The sequence below is a fragment of the Fibrella aestuarina BUZ 2 genome, assembly GCF_000331105.1.
In the GTDB taxonomy this organism is placed as follows: Bacteria; Bacteroidota; Bacteroidia; order Cytophagales; family Spirosomataceae; genus Fibrella; species Fibrella aestuarina.
In genome coordinates this window covers 5,645,815-5,670,782 of sequence record NC_020054.1, presented here as the reverse complement: position 1 = coordinate 5,670,782, position 24,968 = coordinate 5,645,815, and the positions used below count along the sequence as shown (strand labels likewise).

Below are 24,968 nucleotides of genomic sequence, written 5' to 3'. Positions count from 1 at the left end.
TTGTTTTTGAGGTAGGGGCAAGAGGTTTGGTTAGACACGCCGGACGATGGCGCGTTGGTTCAGCCACAGCAACAGGGCGGGCGGCAATAGCAAGAGCAGTGAGGCCAACGCCGCCAGCCGGCTATTGGCTTCACCCACAAACTGGTACACCTGTACGGTCAACGTGCGGGCTTTGCCAACGCTCAGGTAATTGGTCAGGCCGAAATCGAACCAGGCGATGAGAAAGGTCTGGAACAGGCAGGTGATTAGCAACGGACGAGCCAGCGGCACGAGCACCCGCCAGATGGTTTGGGCGGTCGAGCAACCCAGCGTCCGGCTGAGCTGCTCGTATTGCGTGGCCTGTTGGTTCCAGAACGACCGGAAGAAGAGCGTGCAAAATGGCACCGTAATCAGTAGTAACCCCAGGCCAACCCCGACCAACGTACCTGACAGATGTAGCCGGATAATGAGTGGCTGAATCAACACCGCCAGCAGCACGGGTGGCAGGGCATAGGGCAGGTAGCTGATCGTGGTCCAGCAGTTGGGGTGACGGCTGCGGCTCAGGGCGCGGGCCACCCAGAACCCCAGCCCCGTAGCCAGCACCGATACCGTTGTGGCCAAGATCAGGCTCAGCAGCAGACCCGTGAGCAGATCGCCGTCGGTGCTGACGAGCGTGCTCAGCAGATCGAGGGCGTAGGTTGGCGGCAGCAGATCCGGGTAGCGCCAGTATTGCCCCACGGCCAGCAACCCCAGCAACACGAAGGGCAGGCCGAAGAGCAGGGCCAGCAGGCTGGTCAGAAGGGGGTTAGAGCGCATGGCGTTGGGTCCAGCGGGTGGTTTGGTAGATGAGGGCCATCAGCAGCAGCGTCAGCAGAAAACCGATGAGGTAGCCCATGGGCAGGTCGGCCAGATCGAATCGCTGTAGGCGCGTGGTAATGTAGACCGACAGCATTTGCGGGTAATTACGGCCCAGCAGCAGCGGCACATCGTAGGCACCCAGCACCGCCACGCCATACAGCACCAGGGTAGGGGCGGCCCGCCGCAGCAGAATAGGAGCAGCCACCCGCCGGTTGAACTGACCGGGGCTGGCTCCGAGTGTCCGGGTCAGGTTGCGCAGGTCGTCGAGGCGGGCATCGGCATACAGCGCCTGAAAAAGCAGCGTGAAAAACGGAAAGGCCAGCACCATCTGCGCCAGAATGATCCCCAGCCCGGCCCCGTCCTGCACCAGCTCGGGAAACTGATCGGGACGGTGGGTGAGGCCCAGCGTGGTCGTCAGTCGGGAAGCCCAGCCCGCCCCGCTGAGCAACTGAAATAAATAGAAGCCTACCACCAGCGACGGAAACAGCAGGGGTACGTAGAGCAGGGTCGGGAAAGGCCGCTGCCGCAGCATGTCTTGCCGACTCAATACCAGCCACAGCGCCACCCCCGTCGCTACTGAAAGCGTGGCCAGCGCGATATACAGGCTGAATCCCAGCGAAGTCAGGAGGCTTGTTTCGGTGGGGAGGCGCTGCCAATAGGTGAGCGTTGGCCCGGTCGCCAGTGGCCCGGCTACCCCCAGGCTGTAGGCCAGCGCATAGGCCAGTCCTAGCAGGGGGACGCCCAGCACCAGCAGGCCGTAGAGGGTTAGCGTCAAGGGTCGGGTCATGGCTGCGCTTCGATTACCTGTTTGCGGAAGTCGGCGTAGAGGCGGGTCATGTACTCGGGAGCAGGCTCCTCGAAAGCCATGCCCTGAATGGCTTCACGCCTGGGGGCGTAGCGACGTGTGGGCAGGTTCTCGAACTGGGTACGTTGGGCGGGCGATAGCTTGCGCAGGTCCAGCACGGTATGGTCGCCCCACACGTTGGGATCCATCTTTTTGAGCTGGGCTTCGGGCGAGAGCAGAAAATTGGCGACAAGCATCGCCGCTTCGGGGTGCTGCGCCTGCCTGATGATGCCCATGTAGTGCGAATTCTGGATGGTGCCGGGCGTGGGTACGTAAGCGCGGGCCGTGGTCGGAAAAAAGCCCAGATTGATTTTGTTGTCGACTTCGGCGTCGTTGTTCGAGAACGTAAAGGCCACTTCGCCGTTGGCAAACAGTTGGTGCAGGGTCGTCAGCTGTTCGGGAAAGGTGCGGCCCTGCTTCCAGAAATACGGCCTGAGCGCGTTGATCTGCTTCCATAATTCACCCGACCAGCGCGCGTAGACCTCGGGCTTAAACTCGCCCCGAAACAGCGCCGGGTTGCCCGACAGCGCGATCATCCACGATTTCAGGATCGTCATGCCCGTAAACTCATTCGGAATCGTGAACTGACCGGGGTGGCTGCGCACGTAGGCGGGCAGATCGGCAAAGGAGCGGGGCGGCGTAGGCACCCGTTGCGAATCGTAGATGAATGCCAGCTGTACGTTGCCCCACGGCACTTCCATGCCCGCCACCGGTTGCTGGAAATCGGTGCCAATAAACGGATTGCTGAAATCGACGTAGCGGGCGTTGGGCATTTTGTCGGTCACGGGGCCAAGCAGCGCATCGATCTGCCGGAGTTGATAAAAGGTTTCGCCGTTGATCCAGGCCATGTCCAGCTGGCTGGGCTGGTCGGCATCGCGTTCGGCCGCCAGCGTCTGCACAAGCTGCGCCCCCTGCCCACCCGCCACAGTCAGGTCGATGCCGTAGCGTTGTTTGAGCATGGGCTTCACGTAGCCTGCCATATACTTGTTTATGTACGGATCGCCCTGCCACATCAGCAACGTTACGGGCTGATTGCGACCCCGTTGTTCCACCTGCGCCCACGATTGGTTCAGGATCTCGGCCGAGTCACGGGACTGCCTGGAAGAACAGCTAACCAGTACAGTAAAAAAAAATAGGCCTGAAACCAGTATTCGCATACCGAATAGTTGTCGAAATGGATAATATTGCATCGTTAGTGTAGCCAGTTGGAGGGATAAAAACCCTCCCTGAGCCCAGGAAGGGTTTCTGCACTACCGAGTGACTACTTACTGTATAGCGGCCCAAGCTATCGCGTTACTTGTTTCGGCGGCGTAGGCCTTGCCGCTTTCCGTTCATACCGAATCGCTAGAACAAGTAACGTACTCCGAACTGAAACTGACGTGGCGGGCCGGCATTCCGTTGTACGATGCCACTACCGGCTGGCCCCGTCTGGATCTGGTTGCTTTGCGTGGCATTGTTTGAATACCCGCTCAGGTTATTCGTATTCAGCACGTTGAACACGTCGGCCCGCACCTCGATCCGCTGCCCGCGCTGGGCGTTGATGGGTACGTTGTATTGCAGGCTCAGGTCCACCACCTTCGACCACGGAAGCCGGTCTGAGTTGCGGCCTTCGCCCGGTTGCCGGTCCGAATTGCCCACGTAAGCATCGCCAAACGCACCGCCATCGCCGTTGAGGTCGTTGGTGGTCAGTGGCTGGCCGTTGCTCCCAAGGATAGGCCGGTTTTGCGCATCAACAATCACGAACTTCGACGCGTCGGGGATGCGGTTGATGGGTTGCCCGCTCTGCAGCAACGCCGCGGCCGTCACGGTGAAGCGTTGGCCCACGTAGTAATTGACAATGCCGTTGATGATATGCGTGCGATCGTTGATACTCGGTGCCCACTCGGCGTCGAAGTTGTTGGCATCCATCGCCCGGAAGTTGATGTCTTCCGTATTGTTATATAACCGCGAAAGCGTGTAAATGAGGCGATAGGCGTAGTTCGAGGCGCCCCGGTCCCGTTGCAGGTTGAGGCTCAGGGCGGTGTAGCGTGAGCGTCCGGCTGTTTCGGTCACCACCACGCTCTGGGCTGCCCCCGCCAGCCGTTGGCCGTTCAGCACGCCCGATCCGTCGGCGTTGATGGGCAGTGGGCGCGTGGCGTTGGCCGCCGTGCTGGAGCGGGCGGTGCCGTTGCGGGCGCTGATGCCGTAATCGTAGGCCGCCGGGGCGTTGAGGTTGCGGGTCCGGAAGAGGTTATACGATTCGTTATAAACGGCGTCGGCGTAAATCAGCAGGTTGTCGCTTACCTGATACTGGTAACCCAGCGTGCTCTGAATCGTGTACGGGTTCTGATAACCGTTGGGGTTCAGGATGCGCCGTTCGCCGCTGGGCAGGTTCCGCTGGTTGGCAAACGTCGAGGCGGCCGGGCCCTGCAAATACCGGATGGGCACCCCCGCGTTGTTGGACCCGCCCACGGTCAGGTTACCGTCGAAGGTAACGCGGTCGAGGCTGGTGTTGGCGGGCAGAATACCCCGATCGATGAAGTACTGCAACTCGCTGCGGAAATCGGGGCTGGTGTTGTTCTGTTGCAGCGCGTCGCTGTAGATCGTATACAGGATTTTGTCGTAGAACGCCCCGATACCCCCGCGCACCGTCGAGCGGTTGCCGGTTTTGTAGTTGACGCTGAAGCGCGGCGCTATGTTGTTAAGATCGCCGGTCGCCGCGCCACCCTTACTCAGGTTGTCGTAATCGTACCGAACACCCAGCGTCAGGTTCAGGCGGGGCGACGCGGCCCACTGATCTTCAACGTACCCAGTGATGATGTTCTGCGTGGTGCCATAAGCGGCCGGCCGCAGCTCGACCGAATAACCCAGCACCTGCGCATCCGCCGGAATATCGGTTACGCTTAGGTTGCTGCCCAGCCGACGTTCGCGCAGTGCCGCCAGTTGGCCCGCCGTGAGTTGCACCGTGTAGCTGCCGTTGGGGTTGCCGCCGCCATAGAGCAGGTGGGCCGACGAAATCAGTTCGACGCCGCCCCGGATGGTGTGGTCGCCCCTGTAGAACGACAGCTTCTGCTGCACCTGAACGGTACTCTCGTGCGAATCGAACAGGTAACCGGGGTGGCCCAGATAAGCGATGCCTTGCCCGGTCGGGTCGAGCACCGTAACGTCGGGGCTAGTGGGGTTTTCGGGGCGGGCGTAGTTCCAGCGGAAGCGGCTGTACTGCACGTTGGTTTCCGACGCAAAGCGCTCGGTGGCGTAGGTATTCCGCGACGCAATCAGCAGCGAGTTACGGTCCTGCGCGTTGGCTGCCGAGGGAAAGGTATTGCCGCCCACCAGGCCGCCGGCCTGCCGCCCAATGGCCACCTGCCCCACGTTGAGCCGCAGTGATGATTTGAAGCGGGTGTTCCAGAACTGGTCAATTTTACCTGAGATATAGGTGAAGCGGTTGGTACCCCGGATGGTCTCGTTTACACCCAGTTGGGGCGAGTTGAGCAGGTTGTCTTTGATGTCGGTGGTGTGCTCCACGTTCAGGTAATAGAACGTTTTGTTTTTCACGATGGCCCCACCGATGCCAAAACCCGCCTGGTAGCGCTGGAAGCCGTCGCGTACCTGGTTGCCCGACAGATCGCGCAGCGGGTAGCTGGTCTGGGCGTCGATGGCCGCGCCGGGGCGGGTCAGCACAAACACTTCACCCGTCGTGTTGTTGCTGCCCGACTTGCTGGTGATGTTGATGATGCCGTTGCCCGTGTTGCCAAACTCGACCGAGTAGTTGTTGGTCAGCACCGAAACGTTGCGCGTGAACCCCACCGGAATGGCAAACTTCTGCCCGCCCAGAAAGCGCTCGTTGTTGTCCATGCCGTCGATCAGGTAATTGTTGAACAGGCCGTTGGCGCCGTTGATGCTCACGTTGGGCGCCTCGGGGAAGAAGCCCGTTGCCTGGCTCACGTTGGGCAGCCGGTAGAGCACCCGCGTGATGTCGCGCCCTTCTACGGGAAGCTCTTCCACCTGCTTGATGGTCAGCTGCGAAGCCACTTCGGCGTTGATTGTATTGATCTGCGTGGTGCTGCGGCCACGTACCTGCACCTCGTTCAGGTTTACCTCGCGTTTGGTGGGCAGTTGCAACGTAATGCTTTGCCGGAAGTTGGCCCGCAACACCACGTTGCTGGCTTCGCCTTCCAGGTACGTATCGGTGGCTTTGGTGAAAACGCGGTATGCCCCGTTCAGCGAAACGGCGGCGAAGCGGACCTGCCCGTTCTGGTCGGTAATGGCCTGCCGGCTATCGCCGATCGCGGTATTTTCGAGGTAAACCGTCATGCCCGAAATGGGCTGCTGACGGGTCAGTTCGCGCACCGACACGTCGATGTCGGTGGTTTGGGCGAGCGCAATAAGGGGTAGAAAGCACCCCAGCAGGATGCTGTACAGGAAACGTTTGGTCATACGTGTTGATAAGCCCCGCCGATAGCCGACGAGGATAAAGTAGAAAATAGGTACTGAAAAGTGGGGAAAGCTACGCCAGGGGTGGCGCGCGGAGCCCGGAGGGGGCTAGGGAGCGAAACGGCTCAAAAGCCAGCTTGCCCGTGTATACACCCCGACGAGTGGCTTGCAGGGCATCGGTCAGCGCGTGAAGCCAGCGCCATTCGCCAACCAGTTCACCCAACCGAATATCGTACCGATGGTTCCAGTCGTGGTGGGTGGCCGTGAGCGATGGGCACGATTGGCCTTGCTGCCGGAGGTAGCTGGTCAGCGCGGAGGCCAGCTGGTTGGTTTGCCAGGGGAGCGTCTCAAACGCGTCGGCATGGGCCAGAGAAGCCCGGTTAAGCCCAACGAGATAAACCCCACCCCGGCCATCGGCGCCGATGGGCAACGTACCCAGCTGATCCGGGCCATCCGATTGGGCCAGTTGGGCAGCGGCTTTCAGGTCGCTGACGCGCAGGCTGGGGGAGTCATTACCGATACACAGCACCGTTTCATAGCCCTGGTCGAGCACGGCCTGCGCGGCCCGGCGCAATTGCCGCCCGAACGAATCGCCCTGCGGCTGAGTCACCAGCTGATGCGACACAAACGCGGGCAGGTTGGTGGCCTTGATCTTAGCCCATGTCAGGGCTTCCAGCGCCTGCCAGGTACGTTCGTCGCGCTGTCTGGCGCCCGTAAGCGGTTTGCAGACAGCTTCCTGCACCGCCGGACGGGCGAATAGCAGTATGGCGACAGACGACATTGACGAGTGCATAATGGGGGTAACTGCTGCAAAAAAACGGAACCTTACCTGAATAACAGCTAACCGGCTGTTTTTATGAGCCACTGGGACAGGCTGTAGGCAACGTACGTGAACCCTGCTCAACCAGATTGCCGAATCGACCAGGTAGCGCGCTTAGTTGATTTACCTACACCTGTACATAGTAGGGCTTGGTCATCTGTGGCCTTGTCGTATATTTGGCACCGTTACCTCAGTATACGTTGCGGAATTGGGGAATTAACTAGTTAATTTACAAGATGTGCACATACGAGTTCATGCTGGTACGTGCCCAACTGAACTGTCTCCGCAGCGTTGCTTTAACTAACTCAGCGTTTTTAGACGAATAGCCTTACCCGTGCCAATTCCATGGCTCGGTATCGCTTTCTATGTATTTGTATGAAAGTCTCACCGTCAGAACCGTTCCAGGTCGTTTACTCGCTGCTCGAACATGAATACCTTGGCTTTTTGGTCGAGGCGTTTGTGGTGCATCTGAATGCAAAGGGCGAGTTGACCCTGCAAACGCAAAGCCTGTCGCCCCAAAACGTGCGCGAATTTTCGGCGGGTCTCGACGAACGTGATTTTGAACTGGTACGCCTCACCGATTACATCTGTCAGGACACCCTGCTGCGGCGTTTCAATACCAAAAAACTGTCGGCGGTCGATTTCTTTCTGAAAGTATATGACCCGCAAAAGGGCGACAAGGTGATGCAGGACGCGATCTGCGATTACGTAGAGCGCACCAAAGCCCAGATTTTCCCGCTGCTGGCGGGGAAGACGATCTTCCTGATGACTAACGATGGCGATCCGGTGGGCGAGGCCGTGACGTTTATGCCCGAACCGGCGCGTGTCTTTTTTCATTTCGACCGTAACCCCAACGCCACTCATTATTACCCGATCATCCGCTACCCGACTGGGGTAGATGCTACCGGCAAACCCACCACCGAGCGGGTTGAGTTTCAGCACCGCAACGCCCTGATTCTTTGCGACGAACCCGCCTGGCTGCTGGTCAATAACAAGCTGTATCATTTTGCCCGGCTGGGCAAGGGCGACGCGGGCGTGGAGGTCGACGGTAAAAAACTGCGCCCCTTCCTGAACAAGAACCACATTGTGGTGCCCAAAAACATGGAAGCGCAGTATTATCAGCGGTTTATGGTGCCGCTCATTGCGCAGTACGATGTGTTTGCCAAAGGCTTTGAAATCCGCTATGCGGCCCTCAGCCCCTCGCCCGTGCTGACCTTGTCGGAGCGGGTTGGTGCGCAGCAGGCAGTGCCGTCGGCGGCCTTGTTCGGCGATCTTAACCAGATCGACGTGGCCGACGCCGACGATACGGGTAGCACGGAGGTGGTGTTCGATCTGTCGTTTCAGTACGGCGACTTCACGTTCCGGTTCGATAGCTTCGCCAACGCGGCCAATGTGAGCCTCGAACAGGTCGGCGACGAGTTTGTCTTCCACAAAATCAAGCGCGATCTGAAAGCCGAACGCCAACGGTTTTCGCTGCTGCGCGATCAGGGCCTCGACCTGCGCAACGGGCGGCTGGCGATGCCCAAAACCCAGGCGTTCAGCTGGCTCAACGACCACCGGCAGGCGCTTATCGACTCGGGCTTTCAACTACGGCAAAACGCCGACGACACGCGGCGCTATTTCCTGGGGTATTCGAGCCTGGATATCTCCATCCGCGAAAGCCGCGACTGGTTTGATATTCACGCCAAGGTGCGGTTCGGCGACTTTGAGATTCCGTTTCTGAAGCTGCGTAACCTGATCCTGAACAACAAACGGGAGTTTGCGCTGCCCAACGGTGAGATCGCGGTGATTCCCGAAGCGTGGTTCGTGAAGTACGCCGAGCTGGTGGGTTTTACCGAACTCTCGACGCTAAACGACGAACTGGGCCTCAGTGGGCAGTTTGGCGAGCGGGTGGTGCTGCCCAAACATCACTTGTCGCTGGTGCAGGAACTGGACAACGAATCGCTGGCCGAGACGGTCATCAGTCGGCGGCTGGAGGGGTTGCGCGAGTTTGAGGGGATCGACGAGTTTCCGATGCCCAACCATTTCCTGGGTACGTTGCGGCCCTATCAGAAAGCCGGTTATGACTGGATGAATTTCCTGCGGCAATACCACTTTGGCGGCTGTCTGGCCGACGATATGGGCCTGGGCAAGACCGTGATGACGCTGGCGATGTTGCAGGGGCGCAAAGAAGCGAATCAGGAAAACGAGTCGTCGTCCGACCACTGCCCGTCGTTGCTGGTGATGCCCACGTCGCTGCTCTACAACTGGGAGCTGGAAGCCCGCCGCTTTACGCCCGACCTGCGCGTGCTGGTGTACACGGGTACGTACCGCGACAAAAATACCGCCCAGTTTGACGGGTATGACCTGATCCTGACGTCGTATGGCATCGTGCGCATCGACATTGACCTGCTGAAAAATTACCGCTTTGACTACGTGATCATGGACGAGTCGCAGGCGATCAAAAATCCCAATTCGTACATTACTCGGGCGGTGATGCAACTGAATTCGGCGCACCGGCTCATTCTGACGGGTACACCGCTCGAAAACAGCACGATGGATCTCTGGACGCAGATGACGTTCATCAACCCCGGTCTGTTGGGCAGTCAGTCGTTTTTCCGGAACACCTACCAGGTTCCAATCGAAAAACGCAACGACGAGCAGAAAATGCAGAAGCTCTACAGCCTGATTAAGCCGTTCATGCTGCGCCGTAACAAAAAGCAGGTCGCGACCGATCTGCCGCCCAAAGTGGAGTCGGTACTGTATTGCGACATGACGGCGGAGCAGGAAAAAACCTACGAAGAGGCCAAGTCATACTACCGCAACCTGATTCTGGAGCGCATCGAAGCCGACGGCATGGCCAAATCGCAGATGGTGGTGTTGCAGGGCCTGACCAAACTGCGGCAGATTGCCAACCACCCGCGCCTGGTCGATCTGGACTACAAAGGCGAGTCGGGCAAGTTGCAGGACGTATGGATGCGGCTCGAAACGGCGCTGGGTGAAGGGCACAAGATTCTGATCTTCAGCCAGTTTATTAAACACCTGGCGGTGGTGAAACAGTACCTGAAGGAGAAGCAGATCCGCTACGCCTACCTCGACGGCGGCAGCACCGACCGGCAAGAGCAGGTCGCGCGCTTCCAGACCGACGATTCGGTGCAACTCTTCCTGATTTCGCTCAAAGCCGGTGGGTTGGGGCATAACCTCACCGCTGCCGACTACGTCTTCCTGCTCGACCCCTGGTGGAACCCCGCCATCGAGGCGCAGGCCGTCGACCGGGCGCACCGCATCGGGCAGCAGAAACCCGTGTTTACCTACAAATTCATTACGAAGAACACCGTCGAGGAGAAGATTCTGGCGCTACAACGCAACAAGCAACGTCTCGCCAGCGAACTCGTCACGAGCGAAGAGAGCTTCGTGAAGTCGCTGACTAAAGAAGACGTGCTGGTGCTGCTGGAGTAGGCAGACCCGGTCGATCAAACCACCTGGCTCACGGCTGGCGCAGCCTGTTCGATCACGTAATCGGCCAGCGTAACGCGCCGGGTACGTTGGCGGTAGGTGACCGTCAGGGCGGGCCAAAGGGTGGTGTTCCGGCCCTGGGCATCCATGTACCAGCTCTGGCATCCCGACGCCCAGACCGTGCCCGTCATTTGCTGCTGAAGCGCGTCGTTGTGGGTACGTTGGCGATCGGGTTTTACGTCGAGAAAGGCATCGTCGCCCGCCTGCTCGAGGGTATGCAGGTAACTGAGCAGGTAATTGAGCTGCGACTCAATCATGTGAATCACCGACGTATGCCCCAAACCGGTGTTGGGCCCCAGCAGAAACAACAGATTCGGAAAACCCGATGCCGTCATGCCATACAGTGCCTGTGGGCCGGTTTGGGCCCATTCGGTCAGCAGGTCGCGCCCGTTTCGGCCGGTGAATGAGAACGCCGTGCGGCCGTTGGGGAGCTGAACGACGGGCACGTCGGCAACCTGAAAACCCGTACTAAAAATTAAGGCGTCGAATGGTTGTTCGGCAGCCGGGCCGGCCGCGCCGGTGGTGCGGATACCCGTGGGCGTAACAGTGTCGATGGGGTCGGTCACCAGCGTCACGTTAGGGCGCGTGAGTGCAGGGTAATAGTCGTCGGACACCAGCACGCGTTTGCAGCCGAGCGTGTAGGTGGGCCACAGGCGGCGGCGTAGTTCGGGGTCGCTAACCTGGGCTTCGAGGTGCCTGCGGGCCTGTCCGGTCGCCAGTTTATTCAATAATGCATTACCCATAAAAGCCAGCCCACCGGCTTCGTTGATCCAGTAAAGCAGGCTGCGATGCAGTTGCTGCGCCAGGGGCAGCGCGCGGTAGAGCCGTTGTTGCCAGGCTGGGTACGTTCGGTTATTGCGGGGCATCACATACGGAGGCGTGCGCTGAAAAACCGTGAGCTGCGCCACCAGCGGGGCCAGGGCGGGCACGATCTGGATGGCGCTGGCGCCCGTGCCAATCACGGCTACGCGTTTGCCCCGAAGGTCGTAGTCGTGGTTCCAGCGGGCCGAGTGAAAAACAGCGCCTGCAAACGTATCGAGGCCGGGCAGCTTCGGCACGCTGGGGCGGGTGAAGGGGCCGGTGGCGGCCACCACTACGCGCGCGGTGGTCTGGTTGCCGTGCTGATCGGTCAGGTGCCAGCGGGTCGTGGCCTCATCCCAGCGGGTATCGACGATGGCCGTCTGGAAGCGAATCTGGCTGCGCAGGTTGAACTGATCGACGCAGTGCCGAAGGTATTGCTGAATTTCGGGCTGTGGCGAATAGGCTTTCGACCAAGCCGGATTGGGCGCAAACGAAAACGAATAGAGGTGGGAGGGTACGTCGCAGGCACAGCCGGGGTACGTATTCTCGCGCCAGGTGCCCCCTACGTCGTTGCCCCGTTCGAAGACAAGAAAGGAACGGCGCCCACTCAGCGAAAGCCGGATGGCGGCACCCAGGCCGGCAAAGCCAGCGCCAATGATCGCTACCTGAACGTCGGGTTGCATAAATAGAGTTGGAATCGGTGCGCCGCCGGGTTGGAACCCGCAGGCGGCAGGCCGGTTTATTGGCCACGGGGCGAAGATACGGCGGGTGGCTGCATCGATCCGACTTTTCGGATAGGACTTACCACTTCTAGCCCTATTTTTGCGGCTCAGTAATTACCGAAACCAATGACGTTCCCCGACGAACTCAAATACACCCAGGACCACGAGTGGATTCGCCTGGAAGCCGACGGCACCGCCACGGTGGGCATTACCGATTTCGCGCAGCATGAACTGGGCGACATCGTGTACGTAGACATTACGACGGTTGGTCAATCGCTCGAAAAAGGCGAGATCTTCGGTTCGGTTGAAGCCGTGAAAACGGTGTCGGACCTGTTCCTGCCCATCAGCGGCGAGGTGCTCGAGGTCAACGACGAAACCGAAAAAAGCCCCGAACTGGTCAATACCGATCCGTATGGCCGGGGCTGGATCATCCGCATGAAGCCAACCGAAGGTACCGCCCTCGACGAATTGATGACGGCCGAGGCATACAAAGACCTGGTTGGTCAATAAGACTTAGTAGTACGTTCAGCGTTCAACGTTCAAGGTGAAGGTTCGCAGCGTGTCGCACGTTGTGCCTTGTCTGTTGAACATTGGACGTTTTTTTTACGCCTATGCACCTGCTCATCCGGTCGGCCCGCGTGGTCGATGCGGCCTCGCCGCTCAATAATCAGGTTGTTGACCTGCACCTCGAAAACGGCCTTATCCGGCAGTTGAGTCCATCCGGATCGGGTTCGCCGATGCCTGTTCCCGACGGGGCGCGGGTCATCGAAGGGGCCAATCTGCACGTGTCGGCGGGTTGGGTCGATGGGCGGGCCGCCGCCAACGACCCCGGCCATGAACACCGCGAAACGCTCACTGACCTGGCCAAAGCGGCCGCCGCCGGTGGGTTTACCGACGTGGTACTACTGCCCAACACGCACCCCGTTATCGACTCGAAAGATACGCTGGGGTACGTGCGGCGGATGGGCGAAGGGCAACCGGCCCGCCTACACCCGACGGCGGCGATCACGAAGGGCACCAAAGGCGAGGACTTCACCGACATGATCGACCTGCACCGGGCCGGTGCCATTGCCTTCACGGATGGCGACCACCCGCTGCAAAACCCCGATCTGCTGCTCAAGACGCTGCAATACCTGCAACCGTTTGGCGGGTTGCTGATCAACCGGCCCGAAGATACCCTGCTGACGCGCTACGGGCAGATGCACGAAGGCGAGCAAAGCACCCGGCTGGGCCTGAAAGGAATGCCCGCCATGGCCGAAGCCATACTGATTGCCCGCGACCTACGGCTGCTGACCTACGTACTCGATGGACAACCAACCCGACCGTCGACGCCGATGCTGCATTTTGCCTGTCTGTCGTCGGCCGAATCGGTAGCGCTGGTACGGCAGGCTAAAGCGCAGGGCTTACCCGTGAGCTGCGATGTCGCGGCCCATCAGCTCCTTTTCACCGATGCCGATCTGGCCGGATTCGACACCAACCTGAAGGTGAATCCGCCTTTCCGGTCGGCCGAGGACGTGGCGGCGCTCTGGGATGGGCTCGCCGATGGTACCATTGACCTGATCGTGACGGACCACCACCCCCACGACGAGGAAAGCAAGAACATCGAGTTCGACATGGCGGAGTTTGGCATTACGGGCCTGGAAACGGCCTTCGTAGCGCTGCTGACAAAAGCCAACGAGCAACAGTCAGCGTCAGGTACGTCCATACGACCCGAATCGGCGGGTACGTCCATACCGGGTGTATCCACACTGGGTACGTCCATACTGGGTACGTTGGTTGATCGCTTTACGGTGGGGCCGCGCCGGGTATTGGGGTTACCAGCCGTTTCCATCGCCGAGGGGCAACCGGCTACGCTGACTCTGTTTGACCCCACGGCCACCTGGACGTATGAAAGGCCGATTACGCCCGCCAAAAATTCACCCTTCCTGGGCAAGACCCTCACAGGTAGGGTCATCACCACAATCCTGTAACGCGCCGGGCTGCCGTTGGCTATCCGGCTTCCGGCGGGTGGGTTTCGAGACGACAGCCAAGCGCTTTCTGCCATGAACTACTTCAATCACCCACTTCTACGAGTCCCGCTGCTGTTTGGCCTGGGGGCCGGTCTGGCGGCGTTCCTGCTGTTTCTGGGGCTACACACGCTGGGCATTACGGCGTTGTACGTCTACGAGAAATACCCGTTCGACTTTGGCATCCACCTGATCGTGATGATCGCGGCCGTCTGGTATTACCGCCGAAACGTGGGCAAGGGGTTGCTGCACATGTGGGAAGGCCTCACCATCTGCTACGTGGTCAACACGGTGGCGGCACTGGTGGCGGGCTGGCTCATCTACGCCTTCGTAACCTGGGTTGATCCGTCGGAGTTTACGCGCTACATCAACGAGCTGACGCAGTTTCAACTGCATGACAAAGCCAACTACGTGAAAACGTTTGGTGAAGAGGCCTACAAAGCCCAACTGGCGCAGACGGCCGCCACCACGCCCGACGTGCTGCCACTCAGTATGTTGGGCAAAAAAACACTGCTGGGTATTCTGCCCATTCTGATTATTTCGCTGGTATTTCGCAAGCAGGATTATAGTGCATTGGACTAATGGAAGAAAAACCCTCTACCGCCCGCTTAGCCCTGAAATGGGGTGGCCTCGTTGGCCTCGTTGAAATTCTGGTTACGACCATCCGCTACGCGCTGGGCTACTACTCCGGCATGGGGGGCACCCTCTTCGGCGTGCTCAACGGCATTATCATCGTGACGGGGCTGGTACTGGCACTGCGCGAATTCCGCAGCCTCAACAAAGGCTATATGTCGGTTGGTGAGGCCGTTGGGCTGGGGTCGCTGATGTTCACCATTATGGGCCTGCTCGACACCACCTTCGCCCAATTTTATCAGGCGTTTATCGACCCGAACCTCATCGCGAAGACCTTGCAGCAAACCCGTGACTTCATGGAAGCACAGGGTGTTCCCGACGAGGCACTCGATAAGTTCGACGATCAGATGGGCGAGCTGGAAGCGCAGCAGCGTAAGAAAGGGGCATCGGGTGGGGCGTTCCTGCTCAGCATACTCTGGTGGACGTTTGCCGGCACCATCGTAACATTAATTGTGTCGCTCTTTATGCGCCGCCGTAAAGACAATCCGTTTGATTGATGTGGTAGCTATTTTCCGGAAAGAAATCAATCAATTTTTTGGGTCGGCGATCGCCTACATCATCATGGGTACGTTCCTGACGGTGGTGGGGCTGCTGCTGTGGGTATTCCCGCAAACCAACCTGCTCGACTACGGATACGCCGATCTGGGGCAGTTTTTTGTGCTGACGCCCTACGTACTGGTGTTTCTGGCACCGGCCATTACCATGCGCTCCATCGCCGATGAACGGCGGGCCGGTACGCTCGAATGGCTACTGACCAAACCCGTAGGCCGGTGGGGCATTGTACTGGGTAAATTTGGCGCCAACTGGCTGCTGGTCGCTCTCACGATCGCTCCCACACTGTTGTATGCCTACTCGCTTTATCAGCTCGGCAACCCGGTCGGTTCCATCGACATGGCCGTGGTGGCAGGGTCGTATGTCGGCCTGTTGCTGTTGGCTGGTGTATTTGTCGCGGTGGGGCTGTGGGCTTCGTCGCTTAACGACAATCAGGTCGTGGCGTTTGTGGTGGGGGCGTTGGCCTGCCTGCTGCTCTACGCCGGTCTGAGCACGCTGAGCACCCTGTTTGGCACTACCGATCTCGCTTATTGGCTGGAATACCTGAGCCTCGACCAACAGTACAGCGCGTTGGGCCGGGGCCTGCTCGATACGCGCAACATCATCTACCTGGTTTGCCTGGCCGTGCTGTTCCTGGCCCTGGCCGAACGGCGACTTCAACGCTTGTGATCCAGTCTCTCGAATCAATACTGGCTTATCTGGGCCTAAATTGGTATCAGGCCATAGCAGCGGCCGTCGTTTCTGTTGCCTTCCTGATCATGTGGCTGGTCGTTCATATTCATTGGCAGCGTGCTGCCGCAATCGCCTGGTCGATTGCCATTTTTGCTGGTCTGTCACTGCCGACGGATGTGGCTCCTGACGTTGGGGGAAGTGACAAAAACGTACACACAATCATCTTCGCAGGGTTTGCCTTTCTGTGGCGCTGGGCGGGGCTCTCGGAGCGTCGTACACTGGCTTGGGGCGTGGCCTACGCTGTGCTGTCGGAAGTGTATCAGGCCGTGATGCCCATTGGCCGGTCGGGCGATTGGCAAGATGCACTAGCTGATGTGATTGGGTTGTTGATTGGCCTGTTGCTGGCTCGGTTGCTGGCGACATTCAGTCGTAAATTCAGCTAGTTGATCAGCTGGCAACCAGCGTAAAACAAAGAGGCCCGGCTCTGGATGAGCCGGGCCTTTCGCATTGGGCATTGAGGCTAACGTACTGTCTTATTACACCGTTCGGTGATGATTTTGTAGGCCTGCACATAGCCTAGTTCACCCGAACGGCTGAGGTCGGCGCAACCGCTCACCTCATCGCCCGTATCGTAGCGGATGAGGCCGCGCAGGTAATAGGCTTCCGCGTGGCGCGGGTTCAGCCGAACCGTGCTGTTGCAATCGATCATGGCCCCTTTCTGGTCGCCAAGCGATGAGCGGATGATGCCGCGGATAAAATACGACTCGGCGCTCGTGGGGTTCAGTTCAACGGCGCGGTTCAGATCGAGTAGCGCTGGCTTGCTGTCGCCGTTGGCGTTTTTCAGCATACCCCGAACGATGTAGGCATCGGCGCGGTCGTCGCCAAGTTCAGCCACTTTATACCGCTCCTGTACCACGGTGGCGAACAGAGGCAGCATGTTTTGGGTGATAAACTCGCTGTAATACGCTTTGGTCTGGATAGAACGGTTGTCCATTTCGATCGACTTGTCGAGGTCGCCGAGCGCCACTTTGGCATTGCCCGTGCGGCTGCGGCAGAAGCCCCGGCTGAAATACGCCTTATAATGATTGGGGTTCAGTTCAAGCGTTTTGTTGTAATCCACAACGGCGTTGTCGAATTCGCCCATGCGGGTTTTGACCAGACCACGCTTGTAAAACAGATCGGCATCGGTGGGGGCCAGTTCAATAGCCCGCGAGAAATCAGCCAGCGAGCCCTTGTAATCTTCCAACTTGAAGCGTGAGTAGCCCCGGCCCGAGAGTGCCGTCGTTTTGTTGGGCGATTTTTCCAGCGCCAGACCAAAATCGGCCAGTGCACCGCGGAAGTCGTTCAGGCCATTTTTGCAGTTACCCCGTGCCGTGAGGATGTTGGCATCGTTGGGTGATAGTGACGAGGCCCGGTTGAAGTCGTTCAACGCTGCGGCTGAGTAGCCCAGCTGTAGTTTGCAAAGACCCCGATTGTAGTACAGGAATGCATCATTGGGGCTGAGTTCAACGGCCCGGTTGAAATCCTGCATGGCGCCCCGGTTGTCTTCCAGTTTCGACCGATTTATACCCCGGTAAAGATACGCATTGGCTTCCTGCGGATTTAACTCAATCGCCTGGTCGAGATCCGACACGGCTCCCTGGATGTCGTTCAGGCTCGTTTTGGCCAATGCCCGGTTGTAATAACTAGGGGCATTTTCCGGGTTCATGATGATGGCTGTAGTGAACGCCTGAAGCGCACCCGTGAAGTCTTTGGCGTTACTTTTCTGGATACCTTCATTAAAAAAATCAACAGCTGTCTGTTGGCTGAAGGCCCCTGTCGACGTCAACAAGGCCAAGCTGACAGCAAAAAGGGAGGCATAGAATTTTTTCATTGAAGCTGGTTTGTGGCAGTTAAAAATTTCTGTTAGGCACTCAAAACTAGGCGGCTAACAGCTTGTGCGCAAGCACTATGCGGTAAAAGATGAAAAATGTTTCGTAACCAATAGTTGACTACTAAATCTATAGGAAACTAACTAAATAGTTTTACTTATATGACGATATTTTTGTATGGATTGACTGCCAGCTGTTTAACAAACAGTCGTAGAAGGCGAGCCTGTTGATAAGTAACTAGTCTCTGTTTACAGATGACCGTACCTAGCGACCTACCGCTGCGTAAGCAAAGCGCAGGTCGGTGTAGCTGACCAGGCCGTCCAGTTGCTGCACAGCGTCGGTGAGGCTGGCGGGGCGTTTGGAGCCAAGGGTATTGTAGATGAGCGTCAGTTTCTCGGCGGACAGGACTGCTTCGACGGGCAGTAGGCCGAGGTTAATGCAACGGGTGAGGTGATTCTCGATTGTCTGCTCCGTGACGCCGCGCAGCTCGGCAATCGCGGCAATCGACTTGCCCAGCAGAAACAGTTTCAGGGTAGCTTCGTACACGGGCTCTTTGTCAGCCTTGTTCGTTGCTTTTCTGGCGGGTGCTTCGCCTGCTTTGGCGTACACATTGGCTTTTGGAGCCGGTGGTCCATCCGGGCGGCCATCGGCCGGATTCTGTTCGATGATGGCCAGGATTTCGTCGCCGATGCGTTTGGCCTTAGCCTTCCCGACGCCCTTGATCTTGGCAAGCGCGTCGATCGTTTCCGGGCGCTTGGTCGCAATCTCGGTCACGGTTTGCTGGCTCATGATGAAATAGGCCGGGCTGTTGTGCTCTTCGGCCATGCGGCCCCGCCATTTCAGTAATTCGAAATAGAGGCTGCTGGGCCGATTGCTGCGGTCACCCGCTTTCGGGGCTTTATCGGGTTGCCCGGCGGCGCGCTCCACTTTTTTGCGGTTGGGCATAAAGGCCAGTTCGGCCTGGTTACGTACCTGCAGATAGGCCAGCGCATCGAAGCCCTCGGCGCAGCGAGTAAAGAGGGCTAGTTTTGTGGTCAGCTCGCGTTCCAGTTCGTCGAGGGCTTCGAGCAGATCGGTTCGTACCTGCTTGTTGTCGGTATCGGTGGGGGCGTCGTAGATCAGCGGGAGCAATTCGTCGGCGAGCACGGTTTTGAAATAGGCTCCAGCTTTCTGGATGCGCTGTTGCAGGTCGGTGTTGGCTTCGGGGAGGGGCTCCTGACCAAAATAATTGGGTAACTGTTTCCGGAACCGGTGCCCCACCACCCGCGCTTTATCGGTCAGCGTAGTCTGGAGTTCGTTCAACTGCTCCACCAACGGAGCCGGCAGCGTGCGGACGTTGTCGTCGACGACCTTGCGGACGCGGCTCAGCAGGTAAGCGGCCTGTTCGAACGCAAACAGATCGTGCAGCAACTGCTCCTGATTGGCGCGTTTGGCGTTGTGCAGGTGTTGCTCGGTGGGTGTTTTGGTCTGCACGTCTTCGTGAAAACGCTCCAGATCAAACTCGGTTTTGATACTGCTGGCCGGAATGGGCGTGCGCAACACGAGGCCGTCGAGGGTTTTGCAGCGGCTGAGCGCCACATACACCTGCCCGTGTGCGAAGGCCCGCCCGGCGTCGATGATGGCCCGCTCGAACGTGAGCCCCTGGCTTTTGTGAATGGTGATGGCCCAGGCCAGCCGCAGCGGATACTGCGTGAACGTACCGATGATTTCGCTCTGGATCTCGCCGGTTTTGGCGTCGAGGCTGTAGCGGATGTTCTGCCACTCGACGGGCCCGGTCACGATGGGCACAAACTCACCCGCGCATTTCACGCTCACGTAGTCAGAGCCAAGTTCGGCGATCTGGCCAATCTTGCCGTTGTAGTACTGCTTATCGGGCGAGCTGTCGTTTTTGACAAACATCACCTGCGCGCCCACTTTCAGTTCGAGCGAGAATTCGGCCGGGTACATCGGCTCGGGAAAGTCGTCGGTGACTACGGCTTCGTAGGTATGCAGGCGGGTGGTGAGGTCGGTGAGTTTCTGGCTGTTGATCTGCTGGGCAGTCTGGTTGTGGGTCGCCAGCGTGATGTAGCCGTCGCGGTCGTTGGGGGTAAAATCAGGTACGTAGCGTTGGTTGAGGTCGGCGAGGCCTTCAGCGGTGATCGTCTTCTCGCGAATACCGTTAAGCAGATTGATAAAGCGTTGGTCGGCCTGCCGATAGATGTGTGTCAGTTCGATCGACACATAGGGCGTTTCGCGCAGGGCGTGGCTGCTGAAAAAATAACCCGATTCATAGTAGGGGCGAAGCAGCGCCCAATCGTCGTCGCGGATCACGGGCGGCAGTTGTTGCATGTCGCCGATAAGTAGCAGTTGCACCCCACCAAACGGTTCCTGGCTGTAGCGGTAGCGCCGCAACACCTCATCAATACCGTCGAGCACGTCGGCCCGAACCATGCTGATTTCGTCGATAACGAGCAGATCGAGCGTACGGAGCAGACGGATTTTTTCGCGGGAGAACTTCCGGTTTTCCTGTTTGGCGCCCGGAATAATCGGCCCGAAGGGAAGCTGAAACAGCGAATGAATGGTGACACCGCCGGCGTTGATAGCGGCCACGCCCGTTGGTGCGACGACCACCAGCCGTTTGGCCGATAACTGCTTGATCTGGTGCAGAAAGGTGGTCTTGCCCGTGCCCGCTTTACCAGTTAGAAACACATTCTGGTTGGTGTGCAGGACGTAGCTGTGCGCTAGTTCAAGGCGCTGATTGATGGGGGAAGCAGACTTCAACGGACGGCAGGCTCAAATTTGTCTGCTAAAATACGACGGAATGAGCGACGAGCCAGCGTTGGACCGCTAGGCGTTGCGGGGCGGGTTGATGGCGAGCTTGTAGAGATTTTCGACCAGCCGGAAGCAAGACCAGATGGCAATAAGCCCGATGACGATGATGACCAGATCATGCACCAGAAACCCATACAGCGGGTTGGTGGCCAACGACCGGTAACTGAATAGCAACAGTATGTTAAGCCCGGCCCGGTACACAAACCAGATCGCCACCGCCAAGCCCAACAGGTTGAGGAGGAGTTTACCAAGCCAGGTCAGTTGGGCATTTGTCATAAGGGAAGCGGCATTGGCCAGAACGGACAAAGTTTTACTTTTAGTCGCAAAAATACCGAACCGATGCCTCGCCTGTACCTGCTTCTGCTGCCTTTATGCCTCTGGGCCAGCCTGGCCCGGGCCGACGTTGCCCTGAGTCCGCGCATAGCCAATTACCGGATCGACGTGCGGCTTAACCCGACGACCAGGCGCCTCGATGGGCGGCAGACGCTCACCTGGCGCAATACCTCGACCGACCCGATTCGTGAGCTTTGGTTCCACTTGTATCTCAACGCGTTTCGGGATCAGAAATCGACGTTCATGCGCGAGTCGGGCGGGCAGTTGCGGGGCGATCAGATGGACAAATCAGAGCAGGCCAATTACGGCTGGACGAAGGTCACAACCCTCACCGACCGCCGCACCGGCGAGCGCCTGACGGGCGCGATGCGTTTTGCCCAGCCTGACGACCTCAACCCCGACGACCGGACGGTGATGCGGGTGCCGCTAAGCCGCCCAGTACGCCCCGGCGAGACCATTGAACTCGATATGGCGTTCGAGGCCAAGCTGCCTAAAATCTTTGCCCGGACGGGCTTCAGCCGCGATTTTTTTCTGGTCGGCCAGTGGTTTCCCAAGATCGCGGTTTACGAAGCGGCGGGCGTGCGGGGACGTACCCAGGGCGGTTGGAACTGCCACCAGTTTCACGCGCACTCGGAGTTCTACGCTGATTACGGTACTTACGACGTGTCGATTACGACGGATAAAACCCTGCAAATCGGAGCGACGGGGCAGTTGCTACGCGAAACCGTAAACCGCGATGGCACCAAAACCCAGCGCTGGCAGGCGGCCGATGTGGTCGATTTTGCCTGGACCGCCTCGCCCCAGTTCGAGGTAGTCAACGATACCTGGAAAGGCCGGGCGGGTAATCAGGTACGTATCCGGCTGCTGCTGCAACCCGAACACAGCGCGCAGGCCCAACGCCACCTCGACGCCGCCAAAACAGCCCTTACCTACTTCGACCGGCACCTGGGTACGTACCCCCACAACACGCTGACGATCGTGGACCCGCCTCTGCACGCCTCTGGGGCGGCGGGGATGGAGTATCCCACGTTCATCACGGCGGGGACGAGCTGGGGCCTGCCCGCCGGTATGCGCTTCCCGGAACTGGTGACGGTGCATGAGTTTGGGCATCAATATTTTATGCAGCTATTGGCCAGTAATGAGTTTGAGGAAGCCTGGCTCGACGAGGGCTTCAACCAGTATTACGAAGGCCGAATCATGGATGAATGGTATGGCCCCCGGCAAAGTCAGATCGACTGGTTCGGGTTTCGGATGGGCGATCTGGAAGCATCGCGCGATGGGTACGTCCACCTCGACAATCCGGCGATTGGGCCAGCTTACGGAAATGTGTGGCAGCTACCGGCGGGTTATTATGGCTCGTTGACCTACCAGAAAACGGCCACCTGGCTGCGCACGCTGGACGGGTTGGTGGGGCGCCCACTTATGGACGAGATCATGCAGACGTACTTCCTGCGATGGCGATTCAAACACCCTAATGCGCAGAGCTTTATTGACGTGGTGAATGAGCTGGTGCCGCGCCGTCTGGGCGCCCAATACGGATCTGACATGAACTGGTTTTTCGAGCAGGTGCTGTTCGGTGATCAGGTCTGCGACTACAAACTGGCCACCATCCGCAACGGTAGTTCGCCCACGGTGCGCGTCGATCGGCTGGGCGATATGCAGCTACCCGTTGAGGTACTGATTCATTTCAGCGACGGCAGGGAACAAACGCTGCGCTGGGATGGAAAGGCGCGCACGCACACCTTCGCGGTGGGTGGCAAAGGACGCATCGACTGGGCCGAAGTCGACCCGAAGCAAAAGCTGTATATGGATACCGATTTTACGAACAACAGCCTGACGTTGAGATCGTCATCGGCCCCCGCCGCCAAGTTTGCCGCCAAGTTTCTTTTCTGGCTCGAATGGCTGATGCTGGCGTGACCCTGACTCTTACGAAGCGAAGCCTCTTCACCATTCCTGCTACTGTTTCTTAATTCACTGCCCGTCTATGTTTCGTCTTTCGTCGCCCCGCGTGTTGCTGCTGTTGTACGGGATTGCCCTGCTGCTGGCCCTGCCGGGTACGTATGCCCTGTTTGTGAGCCTGAACGAGGTGGCCGATGGCTCACGGGCACCACTGCAACTGCTCGCCGGATTCGACTACACGGTCGTCAGCGATTTCATGCAACATAACGACAAGGCGATTGGGCCGGCGTTGCGGGCGGGCGTGTTGACGTCGCTGCTGTTTGTGCTGGTCTGGACCTGGGCGTCGGGCGGGTTGCTCTACAGCTTTCAACTGACGGCCCCGATTCCTCTGCCATCGTTCTGGCAGGCGGGCACGCACTACCTGGCCAGGTACGTTCGGTTGCTGGGCGTGACAGCGCTGTTTACACTGGCCGTGTTTCTGGTACCGTTCCTGATCGGGATTTTGCTGGCTACGGCCTTCGCCGATTCGCTTACCGAGCGGGGACTATTCTGGCTGGGTTTCGGCGGGTTTGCCGTGGGCGGGCTGGGTACGTTGCTGGTCTGGTGCGTGGCCGATTACGCCAAAGTGCACATGTTCCGCACCGACGAGCAGGGGGCTTTCCGGGCGTTTGGACTGGCGGGCCGATTTGTGTTGAGCCATCTGCGAAACACGTTTGGCCGGTACCTGCTGCTGGTGGCGCTGGTGGCCGGGCTGATGGGCCTGTACCTGCTGATCGATGACCTGCTCCCGATGCGCAACTGGCCGCTGATTTTGCTGATGGTGGTGCTGCAACAAGCCATCATCCTGGGGCGACTATTGCTGAAAATCGTGATGCTGCGTGTGGCCTACACAGTGAGTGGGCAACTGCTTAGTTCGGTACGCCTTCCGGGTTAATGGGGTTCTTACTTGTCTGTCTACCAGAAAAGGCCTTTCCTTTGTAAACTTGCCCTATGCAATCCTCCCTTACCTCTAAACCTGTACAGACAACGGGCTTATTCAGCCTACCCGTTATTGTGGCCGCTTTGGGCTACTTTGTCGATATCTACGATCTGTTGCTCTTCGGTATCGTGCGGGTTCCCAGCCTGCAATCGCTGGGGCTGACCCCCGAGCAGATTTCCACCGACGGCACGCTCATCTTCAACTGGCAGATGATCGGCCTGCTGCTGGGTGGTATCCTGTGGGGGATTCTGGGTGATAAACGGGGCCGGTTGTCGGTCTTGTTTGGTTCGATCATCACCTACTCACTGGCCAACATTGCCTGCGGCTTTATTCCGTCCGTCACCTTCATGGACAAGGTTACCTACTACGCCCTGATGCGGTTTGTGGCGGGCGTGGGCCTGGCAGGCGAGCTGGGCGCGGGTATCACGCTCGTCAGCGAGGTGTTACCCACGCGGCTACGGGCCATCGGTACGTCGCTGGTGGCAGGCATTGGCCTGTTTGGGGCGGTGGTGGCTTATTTTACTGTCAAACTCTTCGACTGGAACATTGCCTACTTTATCGGCGGCGGCATGGGCATCGGTCTGTTGTTGCTGCGCGTTGGCGTGGTGGAGTCGGGGATGTACAAAAATGTGTCGTCGAACCATGCTGTGAACAAGGGAAATTTCTTCGCCTTTTTCACCAACGCCGACCGCTTCAGCCGCTACATGAAATGCATCGGGCTGGGCATTCCCACCTGGTTTGTGATCGGGATTCTGGCGACGTTTTCTAACGAGTTTGGTACGGCGCTCGGCATTACGCAGGAGGTGAAACCGGGGCTGGCCATCATGTGGTGCTACGTGGGCCTATCCACGGGCGACCTGGCGAGCGGGTTTATCAGTCAGGCGCTGGCATCGCGTCGGAAAGCCGTGCTGGGCCTGATGCTCTTTACGCTGGCGGCCAGCGTGGTGTATCTGTTCGGCGGGCTGCAATCCGATACAGCCCTGTACATGGCGTGTCTGGCCTTGGGCTTCGGCATTGGCTACTGGGCCATGTTCGTAACCATCGGGGCCGAGCAATTTGGTACGAACCTGCGCGCCACGGCCGCCACCACCGTGCCCAACATGGTGCGCGGACTGGTTTTCCCGATGACGACCCTCTACCAGACCGTAAAACCCACGCAGGGCGTCATCACGGCTGGTGCCATTGTGGGCGTCATTGCCTTCGCCATCGGCATTTACAGCGTGCTCACCATCCCCGAAACCCACGGCAAAGAGATGGATTTCCTGGAAGAGTAGGGGGGG

The 24,968-nt window shown here is 58.7% G+C and carries 19 protein-coding genes; 10 read left to right on the top strand and 9 right to left on the bottom strand.

All coding sequences use genetic code 11. The annotated features are described in order from the left end of the window. Positions 1–30: 30 nt before the first annotated feature. The 5 genes from FAES_RS23450 to FAES_RS29295 form a co-directional block, all read right to left on the bottom strand. Positions 31–795: an ABC transporter permease gene (locus FAES_RS23450; protein ID WP_015333678.1), complete on the bottom strand. Its 765-nt coding sequence runs from the start codon at positions 793–795 to the stop codon at positions 31–33. Next, positions 785–1,624 (bottom strand): ABC transporter permease subunit, encoded by an 840-nt coding sequence (locus FAES_RS23445; RefSeq protein ID WP_015333677.1) that lies wholly within the window; start codon positions 1,622–1,624, stop codon positions 785–787. The genes FAES_RS23450 and FAES_RS23445 overlap by 11 nt, the downstream gene beginning before the upstream one ends. Continuing rightward, on the bottom strand, positions 1,621–2,838 hold the full coding sequence (locus FAES_RS23440; RefSeq protein WP_148289437.1) for an ABC transporter substrate-binding protein: 1,218 nt from the start codon (positions 2,836–2,838) through the stop codon (positions 1,621–1,623). Before FAES_RS23440 ends, FAES_RS23445 begins: the two co-directional genes overlap by 4 nt. Positions 2,839–3,025: 187 nt before the next feature. Next, positions 3,026–6,097 (bottom strand): TonB-dependent receptor, encoded by a 3,072-nt coding sequence (locus FAES_RS23435; protein WP_015333675.1) that lies wholly within the window; start codon positions 6,095–6,097, stop codon positions 3,026–3,028. 70 nt (positions 6,098–6,167) lie between these two features. Then, on the bottom strand, positions 6,168–6,887 hold the full coding sequence (locus FAES_RS29295) for a DUF2064 domain-containing protein (protein ID WP_015333674.1): 720 nt from the start codon (positions 6,885–6,887) through the stop codon (positions 6,168–6,170). A gap of 402 nt (positions 6,888–7,289) precedes the next feature. On the opposite strand from FAES_RS29295, the gene FAES_RS23425 reads away from it, so the two are divergent. Beyond that, a complete protein-coding gene (locus tag FAES_RS23425; protein ID WP_041258329.1) occupies positions 7,290–10,352 on the top strand; it encodes a DEAD/DEAH box helicase in 3,063 nt (1,020 codons plus the stop codon). A gap of 14 nt (positions 10,353–10,366) precedes the next feature. Here the strand turns inward: FAES_RS23425 and FAES_RS23420 are convergent, their stop codons facing one another. Further along, entirely contained in the window at positions 10,367–11,893 is a 1,527-nt protein-coding gene (locus FAES_RS23420) for a flavin-containing monooxygenase (RefSeq protein WP_015333672.1), read from the bottom strand. A gap of 165 nt (positions 11,894–12,058) precedes the next feature. Between FAES_RS23420 and gcvH the strand changes: the two genes are divergently transcribed. From gcvH to FAES_RS23390, 6 genes are all read left to right on the top strand, one after another. After that, on the top strand, positions 12,059–12,442 hold the full coding sequence (gene gcvH / locus FAES_RS23415; RefSeq protein ID WP_015333671.1) for a glycine cleavage system protein GcvH: 384 nt from the start codon (positions 12,059–12,061) through the stop codon (positions 12,440–12,442). A gap of 101 nt (positions 12,443–12,543) precedes the next feature. Then, on the top strand, positions 12,544–13,902 hold the full coding sequence (locus FAES_RS23410; RefSeq protein WP_015333670.1) for a dihydroorotase: 1,359 nt from the start codon (positions 12,544–12,546) through the stop codon (positions 13,900–13,902). Positions 13,903–13,974: 72 nt separating this feature from the next. Next, a complete protein-coding gene (locus FAES_RS23405; protein WP_015333669.1) occupies positions 13,975–14,520 on the top strand; it encodes a DUF4199 domain-containing protein in 546 nt (181 codons plus the stop codon). Beyond that, on the top strand, positions 14,520–15,068 hold the full coding sequence (locus tag FAES_RS23400; RefSeq protein WP_015333668.1) for a DUF4199 domain-containing protein: 549 nt from the start codon (positions 14,520–14,522) through the stop codon (positions 15,066–15,068). Before FAES_RS23405 ends, FAES_RS23400 begins: the two co-directional genes overlap by 1 nt. Position 15,069: 1 nt before the next feature. Next, the gene (gene gldF, locus FAES_RS23395) at positions 15,070–15,792 is read left to right on the top strand and encodes a gliding motility-associated ABC transporter permease subunit GldF (protein WP_041259399.1); all 723 of its coding nucleotides are present in this window, start codon (positions 15,070–15,072) and stop codon (positions 15,790–15,792) included. Then, a complete protein-coding gene (locus FAES_RS23390; protein WP_148289436.1) occupies positions 15,789–16,238 on the top strand; it encodes a VanZ family protein in 450 nt (149 codons plus the stop codon). The genes gldF and FAES_RS23390 overlap by 4 nt, the downstream gene beginning before the upstream one ends. A 77-nt stretch (positions 16,239–16,315) precedes the next feature. Here FAES_RS23390 and FAES_RS23385 read toward each other — a convergent pair whose 3' ends face one another. The 3 genes from FAES_RS23385 to FAES_RS23375 form a co-directional block, all read right to left on the bottom strand. Further along, a complete protein-coding gene (locus FAES_RS23385) occupies positions 16,316–17,668 on the bottom strand; it encodes a tetratricopeptide repeat protein (RefSeq protein ID WP_015333665.1) in 1,353 nt (450 codons plus the stop codon). 262 nt (positions 17,669–17,930) lie between these two features. Beyond that, positions 17,931–20,426 carry an HRDC domain-containing protein gene (locus FAES_RS23380; protein WP_015333664.1) on the bottom strand — a complete coding sequence of 832 codons (2,496 nt, stop codon included), beginning with the start codon at positions 20,424–20,426 and terminating at the stop codon, positions 17,931–17,933. A 66-nt stretch (positions 20,427–20,492) separates the two neighbouring features. Beyond that, a complete protein-coding gene (locus FAES_RS23375; protein WP_015333663.1) occupies positions 20,493–20,753 on the bottom strand; it encodes a hypothetical protein in 261 nt (86 codons plus the stop codon). A 63-nt stretch (positions 20,754–20,816) separates the two neighbouring features. On the opposite strand from FAES_RS23375, the gene FAES_RS23370 reads away from it, so the two are divergent. The 3 genes from FAES_RS23370 (at position 20,817) to FAES_RS23360 (ending at position 24,962) form a co-directional block, all read left to right on the top strand. After that, positions 20,817–22,727 carry a M1 family metallopeptidase gene (locus FAES_RS23370; RefSeq protein ID WP_015333662.1) on the top strand — a complete coding sequence of 637 codons (1,911 nt, stop codon included), beginning with the start codon at positions 20,817–20,819 and terminating at the stop codon, positions 22,725–22,727. A 67-nt stretch (positions 22,728–22,794) separates the two neighbouring features. Beyond that, positions 22,795–23,643: a hypothetical protein gene (locus FAES_RS23365; RefSeq protein WP_015333661.1), complete on the top strand. Its 849-nt coding sequence runs from the start codon at positions 22,795–22,797 to the stop codon at positions 23,641–23,643. Between the two features lie 56 nt (positions 23,644–23,699). After that, positions 23,700–24,962, top strand: coding sequence for an MFS transporter (locus FAES_RS23360; protein WP_015333660.1), 1,263 nt, complete (start codon positions 23,700–23,702; stop codon positions 24,960–24,962). The last annotated feature ends 6 nt before the right edge of the window (positions 24,963–24,968 follow it).

Excerpts from the sequence above, each read along its gene's own strand:
- FAES_RS23450 (WP_015333678.1), bottom strand. The coding sequence starts at position 795 with ATGCGCTCTAACCCCCTTCTGACCAGCCTGCTGGCCCTGCTCTTCGGC.
- FAES_RS23445 (WP_015333677.1), bottom strand. The coding sequence starts at position 1,624 with ATGACCCGACCCTTGACGCTAACCCTCTACGGCCTGCTGGTGCTGGGC.
- FAES_RS23440 (WP_148289437.1), bottom strand. The coding sequence starts at position 2,838 with ATGCGAATACTGGTTTCAGGCCTATTTTTTTTTACTGTACTGGTTAGC.
- FAES_RS23435 (WP_015333675.1), bottom strand. The coding sequence starts at position 6,097 with ATGACCAAACGTTTCCTGTACAGCATCCTGCTGGGGTGCTTTCTACCC.
- FAES_RS29295 (WP_015333674.1), bottom strand. The coding sequence starts at position 6,887 with ATGCACTCGTCAATGTCGTCTGTCGCCATACTGCTATTCGCCCGTCCG.
- FAES_RS23425 (WP_041258329.1), top strand. The coding sequence starts at position 7,290 with ATGAAAGTCTCACCGTCAGAACCGTTCCAGGTCGTTTACTCGCTGCTC.
- FAES_RS23420 (WP_015333672.1), bottom strand. The coding sequence starts at position 11,893 with ATGCAACCCGACGTTCAGGTAGCGATCATTGGCGCTGGCTTTGCCGGC.
- gcvH (WP_015333671.1), top strand. The coding sequence starts at position 12,059 with ATGACGTTCCCCGACGAACTCAAATACACCCAGGACCACGAGTGGATT.
- FAES_RS23410 (WP_015333670.1), top strand. The coding sequence starts at position 12,544 with ATGCACCTGCTCATCCGGTCGGCCCGCGTGGTCGATGCGGCCTCGCCG.
- FAES_RS23405 (WP_015333669.1), top strand. The coding sequence starts at position 13,975 with ATGAACTACTTCAATCACCCACTTCTACGAGTCCCGCTGCTGTTTGGC.
- FAES_RS23400 (WP_015333668.1), top strand. The coding sequence starts at position 14,520 with ATGGAAGAAAAACCCTCTACCGCCCGCTTAGCCCTGAAATGGGGTGGC.
- FAES_RS23385 (WP_015333665.1), bottom strand. The coding sequence starts at position 17,668 with ATGAAAAAATTCTATGCCTCCCTTTTTGCTGTCAGCTTGGCCTTGTTG.
- FAES_RS23375 (WP_015333663.1), bottom strand. The coding sequence starts at position 20,753 with ATGACAAATGCCCAACTGACCTGGCTTGGTAAACTCCTCCTCAACCTG.
- FAES_RS23370 (WP_015333662.1), top strand. The coding sequence starts at position 20,817 with ATGCCTCGCCTGTACCTGCTTCTGCTGCCTTTATGCCTCTGGGCCAGC.
- FAES_RS23365 (WP_015333661.1), top strand. The coding sequence starts at position 22,795 with ATGTTTCGTCTTTCGTCGCCCCGCGTGTTGCTGCTGTTGTACGGGATT.
- FAES_RS23360 (WP_015333660.1), top strand. The coding sequence starts at position 23,700 with ATGCAATCCTCCCTTACCTCTAAACCTGTACAGACAACGGGCTTATTC.